The 16,456-nt window shown below is 52.4% G+C and carries 16 protein-coding genes; 6 read left to right on the forward strand and 10 right to left on the reverse strand.

Annotation, left to right across the window (positions count from 1 at the left end):
- Nucleotides 1-2 precede the first annotated feature (2 nt).
- The 3 genes from AC2FJ5_RS02095 to AC2FJ5_RS02105 are packed head-to-tail and all read right to left on the reverse strand — an operon-like array spanning nt 3 to nt 2,771.
- Nucleotides 3-1,292, reverse strand: a complete 1,290-nt coding sequence (locus AC2FJ5_RS02095) for a TRAP transporter large permease (protein WP_496792274.1) — start codon at nt 1,290-1,292, stop codon at nt 3-5.
- Between the two features lie 4 nt (nt 1,293-1,296).
- Nucleotides 1,297-1,776 (reverse strand): TRAP transporter small permease, encoded by a 480-nt coding sequence (locus AC2FJ5_RS02100; protein ID WP_496792276.1) that lies wholly within the window; start codon nt 1,774-1,776, stop codon nt 1,297-1,299.
- A 5-nt stretch (nt 1,777-1,781) separates the two neighbouring features.
- On the reverse strand, nt 1,782-2,771 hold the full coding sequence (locus AC2FJ5_RS02105; protein ID WP_496792278.1) for a TRAP transporter substrate-binding protein: 990 nt from the start codon (nt 2,769-2,771) through the stop codon (nt 1,782-1,784).
- 500 nt (nt 2,772-3,271) lie between these two features.
- Between AC2FJ5_RS02105 and AC2FJ5_RS02110 the strand changes: the two genes are divergently transcribed.
- From AC2FJ5_RS02110 to AC2FJ5_RS02135, 6 genes are all read left to right on the forward strand, one after another.
- Nucleotides 3,272-3,565, forward strand: a complete 294-nt coding sequence (locus AC2FJ5_RS02110) for a ribbon-helix-helix domain-containing protein (RefSeq protein WP_496697140.1) — start codon at nt 3,272-3,274, stop codon at nt 3,563-3,565.
- A 110-nt stretch (nt 3,566-3,675) separates the two neighbouring features.
- Nucleotides 3,676-4,071, forward strand: coding sequence for a VOC family protein (locus tag AC2FJ5_RS02115; RefSeq protein WP_496705248.1), 396 nt, complete (start codon nt 3,676-3,678; stop codon nt 4,069-4,071).
- An 18-nt stretch (nt 4,072-4,089) separates the two neighbouring features.
- Nucleotides 4,090-4,614 (forward strand): twin-arginine translocation signal domain-containing protein, encoded by a 525-nt coding sequence (locus tag AC2FJ5_RS02120; protein ID WP_496702048.1) that lies wholly within the window; start codon nt 4,090-4,092, stop codon nt 4,612-4,614.
- A gap of 16 nt (nt 4,615-4,630) precedes the next feature.
- The gene (locus AC2FJ5_RS02125; protein ID WP_496702050.1) at nt 4,631-6,202 is read left to right on the forward strand and encodes a GMC family oxidoreductase; all 1,572 of its coding nucleotides are present in this window, start codon (nt 4,631-4,633) and stop codon (nt 6,200-6,202) included.
- A 301-nt stretch (nt 6,203-6,503) separates the two neighbouring features.
- Nucleotides 6,504-6,986 (forward strand): hypothetical protein, encoded by a 483-nt coding sequence (locus tag AC2FJ5_RS02130; protein ID WP_496702052.1) that lies wholly within the window; start codon nt 6,504-6,506, stop codon nt 6,984-6,986.
- A gap of 143 nt (nt 6,987-7,129) precedes the next feature.
- Nucleotides 7,130-9,073 (forward strand): sigma-54-dependent Fis family transcriptional regulator, encoded by a 1,944-nt coding sequence (locus tag AC2FJ5_RS02135; RefSeq protein WP_496792280.1) that lies wholly within the window; start codon nt 7,130-7,132, stop codon nt 9,071-9,073.
- 101 nt (nt 9,074-9,174) lie between these two features.
- Here AC2FJ5_RS02135 and AC2FJ5_RS02140 read toward each other — a convergent pair whose 3' ends face one another.
- From AC2FJ5_RS02140 to AC2FJ5_RS02170, 7 genes are all read right to left on the reverse strand, one after another.
- Nucleotides 9,175-10,218, reverse strand: a complete 1,044-nt coding sequence (locus AC2FJ5_RS02140) for an NAD(P)-dependent alcohol dehydrogenase (RefSeq protein WP_496697152.1) — start codon at nt 10,216-10,218, stop codon at nt 9,175-9,177.
- A 48-nt stretch (nt 10,219-10,266) separates the two neighbouring features.
- Entirely contained in the window at nt 10,267-11,904 is a 1,638-nt protein-coding gene (locus tag AC2FJ5_RS02145) for a molecular chaperone GroEL (protein WP_496792282.1), read from the reverse strand.
- Between the two features lie 66 nt (nt 11,905-11,970).
- On the reverse strand, nt 11,971-12,774 hold the full coding sequence (locus AC2FJ5_RS02150; protein ID WP_496792284.1) for an iron-sulfur cluster assembly protein: 804 nt from the start codon (nt 12,772-12,774) through the stop codon (nt 11,971-11,973).
- A gap of 4 nt (nt 12,775-12,778) precedes the next feature.
- Entirely contained in the window at nt 12,779-13,801 is a 1,023-nt protein-coding gene (locus AC2FJ5_RS02155; protein WP_496792286.1) for an amidohydrolase family protein, read from the reverse strand.
- An 87-nt stretch (nt 13,802-13,888) separates the two neighbouring features.
- Nucleotides 13,889-14,260 carry an MmoB/DmpM family protein gene (locus AC2FJ5_RS02160; protein ID WP_496697160.1) on the reverse strand — a complete coding sequence of 124 codons (372 nt, stop codon included), beginning with the start codon at nt 14,258-14,260 and terminating at the stop codon, nt 13,889-13,891.
- A gap of 18 nt (nt 14,261-14,278) precedes the next feature.
- On the reverse strand, nt 14,279-15,343 hold the full coding sequence (locus tag AC2FJ5_RS02165; RefSeq protein ID WP_496697161.1) for an aromatic/alkene monooxygenase hydroxylase subunit beta: 1,065 nt from the start codon (nt 15,341-15,343) through the stop codon (nt 14,279-14,281).
- Between the two features lie 51 nt (nt 15,344-15,394).
- On the reverse strand, nt 15,395-16,453 hold the full coding sequence (locus tag AC2FJ5_RS02170; protein WP_496792287.1) for an NADH:ubiquinone reductase (Na(+)-transporting) subunit F: 1,059 nt from the start codon (nt 16,451-16,453) through the stop codon (nt 15,395-15,397).
- Between the last annotated feature and the right edge of the window lie 3 nt (nt 16,454-16,456).

Below are 16,456 nucleotides of genomic sequence, written 5' to 3' on the forward strand. Positions count from 1 at the left end.
GCCTACTGCCCAAGCATGAGGTTCGGCAGCCACAAGGTCAACGCAGGGAAGAACACGACCAGGGCCAGCAAGACAGCCAATGCGATTAGGAACACTCCGGCTTCACGCACGACCTGACCAACTCTGGCACCAGACTGGGCAGCGGTCACGAACAGCAAAATGCCAACCGGTGGAGTAACCAGACCAATCGCACCGGCCAGGACCACCACAAGTCCAAACTGAACTATATCCACCCCCGCCATGATCGCTGTAGGTGCCACAATCGGGGCCACAACGATTGTGATGATCACCGGGTCCAGTACCGTCCCCAGAATCAGCATAAAAACCGCCACAAGCGCCAAAAACATTGTCGGAGTGGGCTGAATCCCATTCACCATTGAAACGAATTGCGCCCCAACCCCCATGCGTGCGGTGATCCAGATGAATGCACCGGACACACTGACGATGATCAGGACCTTGGCGCTGTCAATCGCCGCATCCCCAAGCGCCGCACAAAAGCTGCGCAGCGTCGTCTCGCGATAAATGAGAAGTGAGACAATTATCGAATACAGTACGGCAATCGAACCAATTTCTGAAACAGTTGCGAAGCCAGATACCATCCCTCCAATGACGACAACTGGCAGGATCAGCGCAAGGATACTGCGCCGCAATGCGTCCCAAACCGCACGCCAGCCCTGCCAACGCTGAGCGGGATATCCGCGCTTGATCGAAACGACGATCGATACGCCCAAAAGGAAAATCCCCATGAGAATCCCGGGCAAAATCGCAGCCACGAAAAGTCGCGTGATATCTGCACCCGTAAACAGCGCAAAAACGACCATCGGAATTGAGGGGGGAATGACAATTCCGATGGTCGCAGAGGCTGCAGTCACCGCCGCCGCGTAGGCAGGGCTATACCCATCGCGTTTCATTGCGGGGATCATTACTGATCCAACTGCGGCGACATCAGCTATGGCAGAGCCTGAGATACCGGCGAAAATCATGCTCGACCCGATATTGGCATGGCTCAATCCACCCCGGATATGCGCCAAAAGAGTCCGGGCGAGATCCAGCAATCGCGCACTCATGCCTCCGGCGTTCATGATTGTGCCAACAGCCATGAAGTAGACCAGCGCCGTAAAGGCGGAATTGTCGAGGCCCTGAACCAATCCCTGCACCACGACCGAGGGGCGCATGATCGGTGCATAGACAAACGCAAAAGCTACGACCGAAAGTGCCATCGCAAAAAACACCGGAAACCGTAGCAGCATCAGGACAATCATTACGGCTACGGTGAACGCAGTCTCTAACACGGCTTCAGTCCTTTCGAACGAGTGCCGTGATACTGACCAAGATCAGTAAAAACGACCCCACCATCACTGGAAAGAACTTCTGGTTTGCATGCGCACCAGGTATTGATGTCAGATCAATCTGCGCATAGCGGGCCGCAGCCTCAGACGCGTGATACAACAGGAATCCACCGCTCACCGCCATGGAAAGCTGTAAAACAATTTGCCCTACCCTGCGCAGGGACCGGATGTTTGGCACAGGTATGAAATCGACGGATATATGCGAACGTTTCATCCACAACAGAGGGGCGCCCAGCCAAGCCAACCACATCAACCCGATTGTTGAAACATCTCTTGCCCAAGGCAACCCCAGCGCAAAAAAGTAGCGCAGAATGACCTGCGTAGACTCCAGCAACACCAACCCGACCAAAAGCCCCCCCAGCACAGCCCGCAAAAACCATGTAAGGGAGGTGTCGATCTGTTTAGACCAATCAACGACGTGCAACATGAACCTCAGAGACCTCTGATCTGGTCGTACAACCCAGCGGGCCACATCTCTCCGTCAAGTTTTTCGATGACTGGGGCTATGGCCTCCTGAAAGGCCTCAATATCCGGCGTCGAAATCGTGACACCACGCTCCGCCGCAAGCGCCTGAGCGGCCTCCATCCGGGCTTCTCCGGCCGCGTTTATAGTCGCAGAAGTGACAGTTGCGGCTTCGGTCACCCAACCCTTTTGCTCCTCTGTAAGTGTGTCCCACTTTCCACCTGACATCCAAAGCCCCATGCCGGCATGGACGGTATTGATTGGCGCGTAATAGGGACTGGCCTCATCATAGCCCGCGTCAAGGTAATCTACGAGACCTTGATCTTGACCATCTACCGTTCCGGTTTTTAAAGCGATCATAAGTTCGGGCGACGGGATCGGTGTCGGCACCGCACCAAACGCTTCGTAGGTCGCTACGATGGCCGGGTGCATTGCTACACGCACCCTTTGGCCCGAAAGGTCTTCGGGTTTGACAACTTCAATATCACGGGTGGAAACCGCACGTGGATAGCGATCGCCAACATACCCGACATAATGAATTCCGGTCGCAGTGTCAGCGCGGTCCATCATGGCCTTGAACAGCTCGCTTTCTGTAAACCGGTGTAGATGCGCTTGATCTTCAAACAGATAAGGCGCGAAGAGCACTGAAAAGTCCGACGCTTCCTTCATGAAGCTGACGCCGACAAGTTCAAACAGATGCAGATCCAGATCACCGGCCCGCAGTTGAGCCCAGTGATCCGGAATACCCCCCATTGCGCCGCCGCCGACAATATCCACGGCAACCGTTCCGCCGGATAGGGTGTCCAGTGACTCGGCAAAAATCTCGGCACTTTCCTGAAACACCGAATTTGTTGGTGCGGTATGACCTAACAAAAGTGTGACATCTGCTGCATATGTAGCGCCTGCGCTTAATGTCAGTGATGCAATAGTACCGTTCATCAATCTCGTAAGCATTCCCATGAGTTTTCCCCTCCGTATTCGGTTTCAAACAACCCTGAATTAATCCAATCGGCATCTCTCTAAACTGGACAGCCATTGGCGCGGTTGTTTCCGGGGCCGATCTCAGAATTCACATTGAGCGCATCAGAGATGTCGCAAGCCTTGCAAGCTGACGGCACATCGGTAGCGTTGGTCTACATTTCGAACCTATTAGCCAAAACCGCCCCCAATTCGGCTAACGATTGTAGCCTAATGTCGTAGAAACCATTGTGTGTAATACATAATTTTTGCCCCATTAATATCCTATTGGATATGTATTAGAAAACTACAAAGAGGTTGCCGCAATGGAAATCCCGAGACAGCTCCCAAACCTAGTGAGCGAGGAAAAGGCACTCAATCTAACCTGAGAAATCCGCCTTAGGTCGGTCATCCTGGCCAGGATGACGCATCGCGCTTGTCAAAAAAGATGCAAAACTTCGGTTTTTGTGCAGACTAGAAAAGAAACCGAAGGGAGAATGCGCATGTGCCAGGTATTTGCCGGTCAAGACCCGGAACGTTATGCGAGCGCAACGCGGCGCATTCGTATTAATGGCCAAAGCACGAGCATCAGACTCGAAAATGCATTTTGGCAAGTCATTGATACGATTGCGGATAATGACGGGATGACGACACCGGTTTTCATCTCGAAGCTGCATAGCGAAGTTCTGGAGCTTCGCGGAGAACCCGTTAATTTTACGTCGCTTTTACGCTGTGCCTGTTTGAAATTCATGGAGATTTCTACCCATGATGAACAGCCAGCGGTAGCCGCGGAATAGCCGCGGAGTTCTTAGAATATAAATTCTGCAGGGTAGTAAGCCTATACTACCTGCCTAGCCAATGATGGTCTGTAGACTGCTTCTGTCACAACAGAAGGGGGAAGCGGGCTTTGGCAAAAGCAATACACTCGATGATACGTGTTCTGAACGAGGCACGATCCGTCAGCTTCTACGGCACAGCATTCGGCCTCAAAGTTGCCGATCGTCTTGATTTCGAGAATTTTACGCTCGTTTATCTCAGCAACTCTGAAAGTAGTTTCGAGCTGGAACTGACCATCAACAAAGGCCAGACCGAAGCCTATGAGCTGGGAAATGGCTACGGCCATTTTGCGGTGTCTGTCGATAACCTTGATGAAGAACATGCGCGGTTCGAACGCGAAGGGTTATCTCCACGTAAGCTCGTCGAGTTTGCCCCGGACGGCAGACTTGTCGGCCGCTTCTTCTTTGTCACCGACCCGGATGGCTATGAGATTGAAGTTCTCGAACGGTCTGGTCGCTTTCAGTAAAATCAAAGGGAGGAAAAGATGGAGAGTTTAAAACGCCGGAAGGGACTGACACGTCGACAGCTTTTGTCCAATGCGACAGCAATAGGCGCGTCCTTCGTCGTCGGTGCAACATTCATCGCCGCACCAAACGCAGCCTGGGCCGTCGAAACGTCAGTTCTAAAGCCCGAGACATTTGCAACGCTGGTTCAGATGGCACGCGATATCTACCCGCACGACAAAGTGGGTGACGAATTCTACGTGATCGCGGTCAAAGGATATGACACCGACGAAGCCGCAGCATCTGTCGAGGCCGGTATTGACGCCCTGAACGCGGCTGCACAGGGCAAGGGATATGACAGCTACCTGGGCACCGGCTGGGAACGAGATCGCGTCGATATTCTGCGCAGCATGGAAGATAGCCCGTTTTTCCAGACAGTTCGCGGTGGTCTTGTGACCGGTCTTTACAACCAAAAAGCCGTTTGGCCAATTTTTGGGTATGAGGGCTCCTCTTTCGAGTTCGGGGGGTACATCGACCGAGGCTTCAACGACATCAACTGGCTTTAAAGGGAGAGATGGCACCATGACGGCACCTTTTGATCTCACCGACGACAGCGTTGTTGTCGTAATTGGAACCGGCGCTGGCGGCGGCGTTCTGTCAAACGAATTGGCGCAGAAAGGCATTAGTGTTGTCGCGCTCGAAGCTGGCGGGCGATACCTGCCAGAAGATTATGTAAATGACGAATGGGAAAGTTTCGGCCAGCTTGCCTGGGTCGACCCTCGAACGACATCGGGTGACTGGCGTGTTGCAAAGGATTTTTCTGGCCTGCCTGCCTGGATCGTCAAGGCCGTTGGCGGCACCACAACGCATTGGGCCGGAGCGTCGCTGCGCTTTCAGGACCACGAGTGGAAGGCCGCGACGACCTATGGTGACGTTCAGGGTGCAAACCTATTGGACTGGCCCATCGACCCGCGCGAGATGGATGATTACTATACCAAAGCCGAAAACAAACTGGGTGTGACCCGAACCGGAGATCGTGCCGGCTTGCCGGGAAACAACAACTATCTCGTCTTCGAAAAAGGCGCAAAGGCGCTTGGGTACGAGCAGGTTAATACCGGTCGTATGGCAATCAACTCTGCCGAAACCGAAGATCGCTTGGCCTGCCAACAAACCGGGTTTTGTTTTCAAGGATGTAAGTGGGGTGCGAAATGGTCCGCAGCGTACACTGATATCCCAGCAGGCGAGGCCACCGGCAACCTAGAGGTGCGCGAAAACTCCCATGTCGCACGCATCCTGCACAATGATGAAGGCAAAGTCACCGGCGTCGAATACTTCGACAAAGATGGCAATCTTCAGATGCAACAGGCCCGTGTAGTTTGTGTTGCGGGCAACTCGTTCGAAAGCCCGAGAATGCTTTTGAACTCTGCCTCTTCGATGTTCCCTGACGGTTTGGCAAACAGCTCTGGCCAGGTTGGGCGGAACTATATGCGTCACATGACCGGTTCGGTCTATGCTGTCTTCGATCAACCCGTGAAAATGTGGCGCGGCACCACGATGGCAGGGATCATCCAAGATGAATCACGTCATGATCCAAGTCGCGGTTTTGTCGGCGGTTATGAACTTGAAACTCTGGCTCTTGGGTTGCCATTCATGGCGGCCTTCTTGGATCCGGGCGCTTGGGGCCGTGAATTCACATCAGCTTTGGATTCATACGAGAATATGGCCGGTATGTGGATCGTTGGCGAAGACATGCCACAAGAAACAAACCGCGTTACGCTCAACCACGAAGTGAAAGACCAGCATGGACTGCCAGTCGTGAATGTACATTTCGATGATCACCCAAATGACATTGCAATGCGCAATCACGCCTATGCGCAAGGCGCTGCTGTCTATGAAGCGGTTGGTGCGACACGGGTCTTCCCGACGCCACCTTACCCCTCCACCCATAACCTCGGGACAAATCGAATGTCCGAGAATCCGCGGGACGGCGTGGTGAATAAATGGGGCCAGACCCATGACATTTCCAACCTCTTCATCTCGGATGGTTCGCAGTTCACAACCGGCGCTGCCGAGAACCCGACACTGACCATTGTGGCTCTTGCCATCCGTCAAGCCGACCACCTTGCCGAACAAATGTCAGCGGGTAATCTCTGAAACTTTATTTGCGTGCCCGGGCAATCCGGGCACCAAAACATCATATTTGGATCGCATTATTTCAGCGTGAATCCGCTGGATTTTGAAGATACAAGAAAAACTATGCCAGAGCCCATGTTTTTAAGGGCATTTCATCGTTGTATTCGGTGCTCAGCCTAGACTCAGAAGGCTGAAATTGCTAGTTTAAGATACATAATAAAAAGCCAAAATAGCACGCGGACAAACATATCGCTTTTTGTCACGGTTGTTGCCCCGTTGTTTTTTTGGCGAACCGAACAAACAGGGAACTGCGAGATTAGGCATGGTTGATATTTTCTCGAAAAAAGACGGCCCGCGCCGTGAAGACCAAGACGCAAGGCGCCTTCTGCAAGGGAACGGCGCAACCATTCGTCGACTAGCAGATCAAATCAGCGGCGGCGGATACTCGCGCTCCCGCGCTGCCATGGCAAACGCCAAGAAAGAACCAGAGCCGGAGGGCCTGAACATCCATGTCTATGGCGGTCCATCTGCGCCCTCGGAACTAAATCCCGTCGTTCGCATCAGTACAAATGAACGTGTTTTTGTTATGGATGCGAACTCTGGTAAACAAATGGAGTTCCTAGGACAAATACGCGTAAACGATGGCGTAAAGTTCTTCGCTCTGGCGACCAAAGAGAATGGGTTCGTATCTCCACTCCCCGATGAAGTCACAGAAGTTTTGAGCGACCTGAACAACATCGTAATCGAGTCTGATGAAATAAAGGAAAAGCTCGCAGATGTCATAACACGTCGTCTCGAACTTTGAGGCCATCCCAGAAGTAGCCGTTTTTTGAACCGCCTATCTATTAGAGGTGGTGTCAGTGAAAGAAAAACATGCGAAACAGATCCTCCACCTTCCCCAAAACCCCCCTCACGCAAGTCAGCAACGACAGCGACCAAAGAGCGACAATGAACGCTTGGGAAGCTTTCGTCGACACTGGGCGAAAGTCCGAAGAAGTCGAGAAAACCGTAAGACGGGAAATTCTGGACTCGTGGACGAGGTGCACAGATTTAGGCATCAACGCACTGACGCCGGCGGGCACACCGCAAAAAATTGGCGACGAACGCGTAGACGAATTGAAGCGGAAAAACGCTTCTTTATGCCGTGCTGCGCGCTCGGCTTTTCTGCGGCTTGGTCCCCATTTGTCAGAGTCCGGTGCTGTCCTTCTTTTGACCGACCGAAACGGAACAATAATCGATGCCATTGGCGATGATAAAACCCTGGACGAAGGGCGTGATATCCAACTGGAAGTAGGCGGTGTCTGGGACGAAAATGTCATTGGCACAAACGGTATCGGCACAGCTTTGCGCACAGGAAAACCAACCTATGTGCACGCGTCAGAACACTTCTGTCAGGGCATCAAATCCTGGACCTGTGCCGGTGTTCCGATCTTTGATCCGCTTGACCGGCAAGTCTTAGGGGTCGTCGATCTGTCGGGACCACTGGATATTTTTCGCCCCCATAATTTAGCGCTGGTTGTGGCCGCCGCAAAAGAAATTGAAATCGCTCTGGCAGAACAACAAAGGGAAGAACGAACCAATTTGCTTGAGGCGTTTATCGATTTGCAAAAGCCGCGCAGCACAGACGACACTGTCGTCTTGCTGGATTCAACCGGCCGGATCGTTTTCAGTCGAAATACCGAGGTTGAACCTATTCTGAAAACTGGCGGCCTACCGATCGGAAAACAGCTTTTGTCCTGGACGCCAGATATGACGGACGGGGATCTGGTCGCAGCATTACCATCTTCACTGAGCGGTATTGAGATAGATATTCTTAAGTCCGGAACGCAGATTCAAGGCGCGGCACTAATACTTGCAGAGAAAAGAACGTCCCCGACACCTACACGATCCACTGGGATCACCATTCGGCCACGGCATGGCGTTGAAGAAGACGAGATCCAAATTCTCGGCGAATGTCCTAAGATGCTGGAAGCTATCGAATTCGCCCACCGGGCCGCAAAGGCAAACGTCACGGTTCTTGTTCAGGGCGAAACAGGCGTTGGAAAAGAACTGTTCGCCCGTCTCATCCACAGCCATCACGCCGATAAAAAAGCCCCCTTCATTGCCGTCAACTGTGCAGCGATTTCGGGTGAACTTATCGGGGGTGAACTGTTCGGCCATGTTGCCGGGGCCTTTACCGGTGCCTTACGTGAAGGTCGGCCCGGAAAGTTTGAGCTGGCAAATGGCGGTGTCCTTTGCCTGGACGAAGTTGGCGATATGCCACCCGAGCTGCAAACATATCTGCTGCGCACGCTAGAGCAGAGGGCGCTTTATCGAATTGGCTGCGACAAACGCCGGCCGATTGACGTTCAACTGGTGGCGGTGACAAACAGAAACCTTCGGCAGGACATCGAAGCCGGCCGGTTCCGCAGGGATCTTTTCTATCGAATTGGCACCATAGTCATCGATGTACCTCCACTGCGTGAACGTGGGCGGGACATCGTCTTGCTGACTGAACATTTCAATCAAAAACTGTCAGCGAATTTTGATCGTGAACCGCTGCAATTTGATCAAGATGCCATGGCCGCTCTTCAAAGCTATCATTGGCCTGGAAATGTCCGTGAATTGCGCAACATAGTCGAACGGCTTTGCCTGTTGCACGGTACCGCAAGGGTATCTTTCGCCGATCTACCCGAAGAGATTTCCAGCCCCGAACCAAGCGACAGCATGTTTGGGAATACACCCCGGAATGTATCCACCAATTTCAATCTGCATGGAATTGAATCCGAAGCCATCCAACGTGCCATTGAGCAGGAAAATGGGAACCTGACGAAGGTGGCTCAATCACTCGGAATTTCGCGCCCAACTTTGTACCGGAAGATAAACCTGTACGGTCTTGGCCGCGGGAAATAATAGATGCGGCGACAGATCAAATCTGCCGCCGCATTTAGGGACCGATTTTCCATGGGGAGACGGACAGAACAGGTTCCCTAATTAGGCTGTTATTCGCGACTCTAAGGAACGATGACAGCGCGTCCCGTGAACTTGCGATTTTTAAAATCGTCAATCGCTTGATTGATGTTATCAAGCGAATACTCAGTCTGGTGCATCTTCACCAACCCATCGGCATTCAGCTCCATCAACTCTACAAGTTCGGTATAGTCTCCAACCAGGCTACCGCCGATTTTGATCTCATTGACTACCAGGTCGACAGTCGGGATCTCGATCTTACCACCATAACCCACAACGATCAGTTCGCCGCCTTGCCGCAAAAGCTTCCAGCAAATGTTCTCGACGCCAAGCTCGCCGACAAAGTCGATGACAACATGGCTACCACCGCCAGTTACATCCATGACCTGTTCGATCAGATCCGGACCACCATCAAGAACAATGTCGGCACCAAGTTCCTTGGCCAAAACCTGCGCGCCTGGCTCACGGTCTACTGCGATAACTCGGGCGCCGCACAGGTTCTTCAAACACTGAATCGCAATATGCCCTAGGCCACCAACGCCCAGAACAGTGACATATGCGCCTGGGTAAACCAGTTCGGCCGCACGCTTTGCAGCGCGATATGCAGTAATGCCCGCATCAGCCATAGGGGCAACTTCCAACGGAGTCACATTGGTGTTCAACTTGATCAATGAGCTCTCGTTTGTAACGAAATACTCTGCAAATCCGCCGTCCAGACCGAGGCCGGGAAACAAGCCATGATCACAATACATATCGTGGCCATACCGACAGTTTAAACAGATCCCGCAACTGCGATGTGGATGGCAAATCACCGCATCACCGGGTTTGACAGAGGTCACGTTGCTGCCAACATCTTCCACCCAACCGGCATTCTCATGGCCCATAATGTAAGGCAAAAGGCTGCCTTCGACATCCATGATATCTTTCCAGACGCCTTCAATGATGTGCAAATCAGTACGGCACAAACCTGCGGCACCGACTTTCACAATCACCTCATCCGGAGAATTTACCGTTGGGGCAGCGACCTCTTCGATCTTTAGCTGAACATTCATGGCCGGATCGTAATCATACAAGCGTGCGGCTTTCATGTTTCATTCCTTTTCTTAACTTATTTTCGGGTCTTCAAAAGCGATAGGTTACGGGCGGCCCAACAATTCGGCACCGCCACCCAGGGCCGGGCCTTCGGTCGGATCGGCTTCACCTTCTGACAGGTCACCGACCAGTGTTTCAGTGGTCAGGATCAGCGTTGCGACTGATGTCGCATTGACCAAGGCACTGGCAGTGACACGAACGGGATCGATTATTCCTGCTTCAAACATGTCTCGGAACTCGCCCTTTGACGCATCAAAACCGTGCCCTCTTGGACCGGCCGTAATGGATGCAATCACTGCATTCGGATCCGCGCCGGCGTTGCTGGCGATCCGTTCGACTGGACGGGTCAGAACCGAGCGAACCAATTCAACACCTTTGCTGACATCGCCGTCATTCGCCGAAACAATGCCTTCCAGGACCGAGCCAATCTGAGCAAGCGCCGTTCCACCACCTGCGACGACCCCATCTTCAGAGGCCGCGCGAACCGCACAGAGGGAGTCCTCGATCAACTGAATTTTGCGCTTTTGTTCAACAGGTGTGAAACCACCGGCATAGATAACAGCAGTTCCGCCGGATAGTTTGGACACACGCTCACGCAACTTGTCCTGCTCAATATTCGGCGGAGCGGCGTCATGCTGGCGCTGCACCTGCGCGCGTCGAGCGCGCACAGCAGCCGGGTCACCGTCACCCTTCAGTATGCTGGTCAGAGAGGATGTAACCCGCGCCTTTTGAGCACCACCTAGTTGTGCCAACGTGACGTTTTCGATCTTTTTGCCAAGGTCACGCGCAAGCACTTCACCGCCGGTCATGATCGCAAGATCATCCATCATCGCGGCGCGCCAGTGACCATACTCGGGAGGGTGCACAATCAGGTATTTGCCCGCACCGTTATTGTCCATCAACGAGATCACGACTTCTGGCGCAATTTCTTCAGCGATCACCAACAAAGGTCGTTTCTGTTCGTCGGCAATGCGTCTTGCATTATCCAGAATCTCAGGACGCAGGATTTTTTGATCCGTCATCAAAATCAGCGGATTCTCCAGGACCGCTTCCATGTTTTCACGGTCCGTCACCATATGATGTGAGATATAGCCCCGTTCGAAGGACATACCCTCGACCACCTCAAGCGTTGTGTCGATCGTCACCCCGAAATCGGCAGTGATTACACCCTCTTTCCCTACACGTTTGAAAGCTTCGGCAACCAACGATCCCAGTTCAGGTTCTGTTGCGGACACCCGCGCGACGGATTCCAGATAGCTGGAATTGTCGTCGCAGGACCGCGATGCCTCATCCAGCGCGTTGATGATTTTGTGTACAGCCAGCTCTATGCCTTTGCACAAATCCACGGGTTTGACACCCTCGGCGGTCAATTCGACGCCTTTCTGGATCAACGCATTGGCCAGAACTATTGCAGTGGTCGTACCGTCGCCCGCGACTTCATTGGTCTGCATCGACACTTCACGGACCACTTGGGCACCCATGTTTTCAAACCGGTCGGACAACTCAATTTCGGATGCGATGGATACACCGTCCCGGGTCACCAAAGGGGTGCCGACGGGCCGGTCAATCATCGCGTTCAGCCCCTTGGGACCAAGGGTCGGCTCCACTGCCGCGGCCAGTTTGGAAACACCCTTGGCGAGCGCCCGCCGTGCTGTTCCGTTGTGTATCAGTAGTTTTGCCATGACTTCTCCCTTCCATCGGCTTAGAACCGATGGCTTCTTATGTTGACGGTTACGCGTGAAACGTTTTTAGCTGCGGGCTTCAGAAACTCTTGGTGGCACCCGGTTCTGGATGAAATCGATCAATGTCGGTCCATCTTCACCAATTTCAACCTCCTTGTACCGTGTGGATTGAAGCCCCCGACAAAGCGCGCCGTTGAACTCCATGTTGATGCGAACACCCCTGAGCTTACCCAGGTAGTCGCGCAATCCAGCCGCTGTTAGACGGTCACCTTCCCAAGTGACAAAAGCCGGATCTTCTGCTGATTTTGCCAAGTTTTGGGACAGCAGCAATTCGCGGTAACGCGGTTTCTGCTTGGACTCCTCACCGCCGGAAAACTCGATGGCGTCAAATTCTGAAAGTGTCATGTTGACGATCTTGGGCCCGGAAAAACCTTTGGCTTCCAACCCAAGCAATACGGTTTCCTGACGGCGTATAAATGCCTTCTCCAGAAACTTCGCACGGATTGAATTGAGATCATCACCATTACAATATTCAGCGAACACTTCGGTGAAGTCTTTCTCACCGTTAACGCCGTCATTCACTCGATCTGCAAAACAGTGATCATTAAGGGTGACTCTCACCTTACGAACCCAACTCAGCTTGCCAAGCTCATGGCGAATATCAAACGCCATGAGAAAAGCAAAATTTGGAGAGCACCAATAGGTCGGGAGCCGAAATTCGACCTCTACAAGTTTTGAATCGATGTTCACATCAACAAGTTCGACAAACCCCATATCGGTGATCGGTTCGTCCAACTCAGGGTCCGTGACCAGATCGAGACGTTGCCAAATCTCCAACTCCAGCTCATCTTTGTGCATCTCCAAAAACATCGGCTTACTCCGCCGCGATCTGCACTGGTGATGCGCTAAGCTCAGCCTTCTTAGCTTCGACATCGATATCGTAAAGCGCTGCTGCATTCAGACCCAGGATCTTTTCTTTGATCTCATCGGTCAGTTGAACGCCGCGTTCTTTGGCGATGTCTTCAGGGATCTGATACTCCCAGAATTGCTCAACAAGCCATTGAGGGGTCCAGATTGCATAGTCCGAGCCGAACAGTATCTTATCCTCGCCGATCCAGAACAGCAGTTCCGCCATCACTTCACCGAAATACCTGGGACGGGTGAAAATGAACGGCATGGCAACGGCAAGACCGCCGTAGACATTGGTTTCCTGCGTCGCAATCCAGCAGAAATCATCCAAGCGCGGCAATCCGCAATGCTCAATTATCCAGTTCAGATTCTGAAAATCGGTAGCGGCGTAATCCACATCACGAACGTCAAACGCATCCATGCTGAGCGGAATGATGGTCGGACCTTTGTGAACATGGATATTCTTGATACCCAGCTTGTCGCACAGTTCAAAGCACTTGTAAGCGGCAGGGTCATTGAGGGCCCAACCTTTGCTTTCTCCGTTCCATTCAGCGGTGTACATTTTGACACCTTGGATATCGAAGTTTTCCTTCATGTAATGGATGTATTCCAGCGCTTTCTCACCGTCTCTCGGATCGAATGACCCGTTCACGATAAAGCGCTCAGGATGGCGCGAGGCCATTGTGCTGCTGCGCTCAATGCTAGAAAAACCATTCTTGTAGAAGTCGCGCAGATATGTCGACTGGATGATCGCCACATCATCAGGCCCATCGATGAACAGATCCCGATAGACATCGTCTTCCGAGTACTTTTCGAACCGTCCTTTTTCCCACAGCTGTTCCGGCGGGCTTAGGTTGGTGTGGTAAGCATAAAAGCAGTCAATGAACTGCTTACCGTGAATATTGCTCTGGTTTTCCGGGCTGCCGTCCCAAAAATGAGTGTGACCGTCGACCACGAATATTTCTTTGCCATCTTTGGTTTTAAACATCGATTCCTCCTCAGGTAGTCTGAATTTTCACGCCGTGAAGTTTGGGAATGCGAACCCGAGCAAAGCCGGGTTCGCACATCGATTTTGTCACTCGATATATTCGAAGACGTCGTCCATGTTTCCAAACAGGACGACGGTGTTGTCATCGACCCGGACCATCCGGCCATAATGAGTGGACGTGTTGACTTCGAAAGTTTCCGCAGTCATTTCGCGACCCAGAAATTCACTGATCTCATCCATTTTGAAAACCAGTTTGCCCTCGCCGTCGACACGGATGGTCGCAGGGTTGTGGGTTACTGTGACTTTGGGATCTTCGCCCATGAACTCGGCAATCGCCCGGGCTTCAACAGAGTCATTCATGGTCACACCGCACTGATGCGAAATGGTCTGTTCAAACTTGATTTCGTTCATCGGCTTGAAGATGTTTTGTTTTGAAGCGTCGCGTGCTGTACTCGACATCGTAAATTCTCCTTTGGGTTAGCGGCTCAGGCCAAGTTCAGACAGGATTTGGCCAAGACGCTCTTGCGAGACGGCTTTGACATCTTCGAAAGCAACGGGCTTGGAATGCGGCTGTGACCAGACTGGTTGCAACGCCAGTACGGCTTTGTCAGCCAGATCAGCATGTTTCTTGATCCAAGTTTGGAACAATGCCTTGTTATGCGCACCATGCTCTTCGTCGTTTGCCAGCAGGTACATTAGGTCGATTGTGTTCGCGAGGTTGCGCTCATAATCGGCCTCGGCGGCCGAGATAACTGGCGGCGTAATGAAGTCATTGTTCGCAGCGGCGGCCTGCATCAGGAAACCCGACCGGAAAAGCTCACCAACCAGCGGTTCAAAGATCAGATTGATCGCGAAATACTGCTCAAGGTAGTCTTCCGACCCCATGATGGTTTCGATCGCCTCGCGGCACGGTTGCCACATTGGATCTTCCAGCCAGGCTTTCTTGCCCAGTTCATCGTTCCAACCTTCGATATCCATTCCGATCTCGGCCAGATACAACGTGATATCCTGGCACAACCGCATTTTGTAGGACGAGTTGGTCAGCGTGGCGTTGTTGATCATCTGAGTATAGCCATACCGCTGGGCTTGCATCAGAGATGTGCCAAGACCAAACTCTGCATGTTTCCAGGCACCCAAATGAGTTTGCAGGATACGCTCCCAAGCCTTGTCAAACGACTTGTGGGCCCCAGCTTTGCGCGCATTGTCGACGACCGATTTTACCATTGAACAGATTTTGGATTGACGCTGATAATGCGTGCGCTCCCATTCCTGATCAGGGGCTCGGAAGGCGTGCCAGTTTGAACTCAGCGCAGCTGTATTGTCCTTTTGATAGGCACCGCCGCCTTTGCCGCCTTCGAACTCGATGATCCAGTTTTGGATCAGATAGCGTTCGGGATCTGGTTGCACGTCGACGGTTACGTCTTCGTAATGCGTGGCGCGTTTGCCGCGTGGTTCAAAATAGTTGTATTTGCGGCTGGTCGATCCGACGAACGTTGCAGCGCCTGCGGCACCGGATCCAACGGAACTTGATGTAGCTACCATGGTAGCCTCCCTTGTTGTGTTTCATTCACATGACTAGCGATCAACCCAGCATCAGTGGGTCGATGAACCGGAAGTCGGTGTGAATTTGTCGTAAAAAACGCGCTCGCCATCGAAGTCGTTCATGAACAGCACCGGCGTCAGTGCATCGATCATCGGAGGGGGGCCGCAGGCGTAAACATCGCCTTCTCCATCGACGTCCAATTCCTTTAGATATTCGTCCACGATCTCGTGAACGAAGCCCCTAGAACCCGTCCAGTTATCGTCATCATCTGCGTGGCTTAACACTGGGATGAATTTGACATTCGCATTGGCGCCAGTGATCTCTGCGATCTCGTCCAGCTTGAACAGATCCTCTTGCGTGCGAGCCCCGTAAAAGAAATAAATATCGCGATCTTCGCCACTGCTGAGTTGATCATGCAGTATTGACCAGACCGGCGACATGCCGGAACCCGCCCCGACCAGGATCACCGGTCCTTGTCGGCCTTCCCGTCGGAAACACATTCCGTACGGTCCGCTGATTTCGACGGTGGCTCCTTTTTTGATCCCCCCTGCGTCGAGCTCGTTTGAGAACCTCCCGTCTGGGTATTTTTTGATGATGAAGGAGAGTTTCTGGGCTTCGCTCGGCGAATTTGCCATGGAGAACGAGCGTGTAATCTTCTCCCCTTTTTCGGTGGTAACCGTGATGTCGACATATTGCCCCGCCCAAAATTTGAGCGGTGTATCAATTTCAATATCAACACCGCGAATGTCATGGGTCAGCTTTTGGAAATCGACAATTCGGCCATTGAATTCTTTGACCGGAATGGATTTCGATAAAACCTCCTCGTCATAGTTCAGGAGTTCAATTTCGACGTCGCTATACGCCACAGTTCTGCACATCAGAACGTGTCCACTTTCCTTCTCAAAGTCATTGAGTGCGAAGGTTGAATACTTGAGCATTTCGGTTTCGCCATCCAACTGGACACATTTGCAAGCCGAACACTGGCCTTCTTTGCATCCATGCGGCAGAGCTATGCCTTGGCGGAAAGCGGCATCGAGAATGGTTTCATCCTCTTCAACCTCTATTTCCAAGCCAACCGGCTCAAAACGAACCCTGTATATTTCACCCATTAG

The organism is Ruegeria sp. CDSA221, assembly GCF_059611825.1.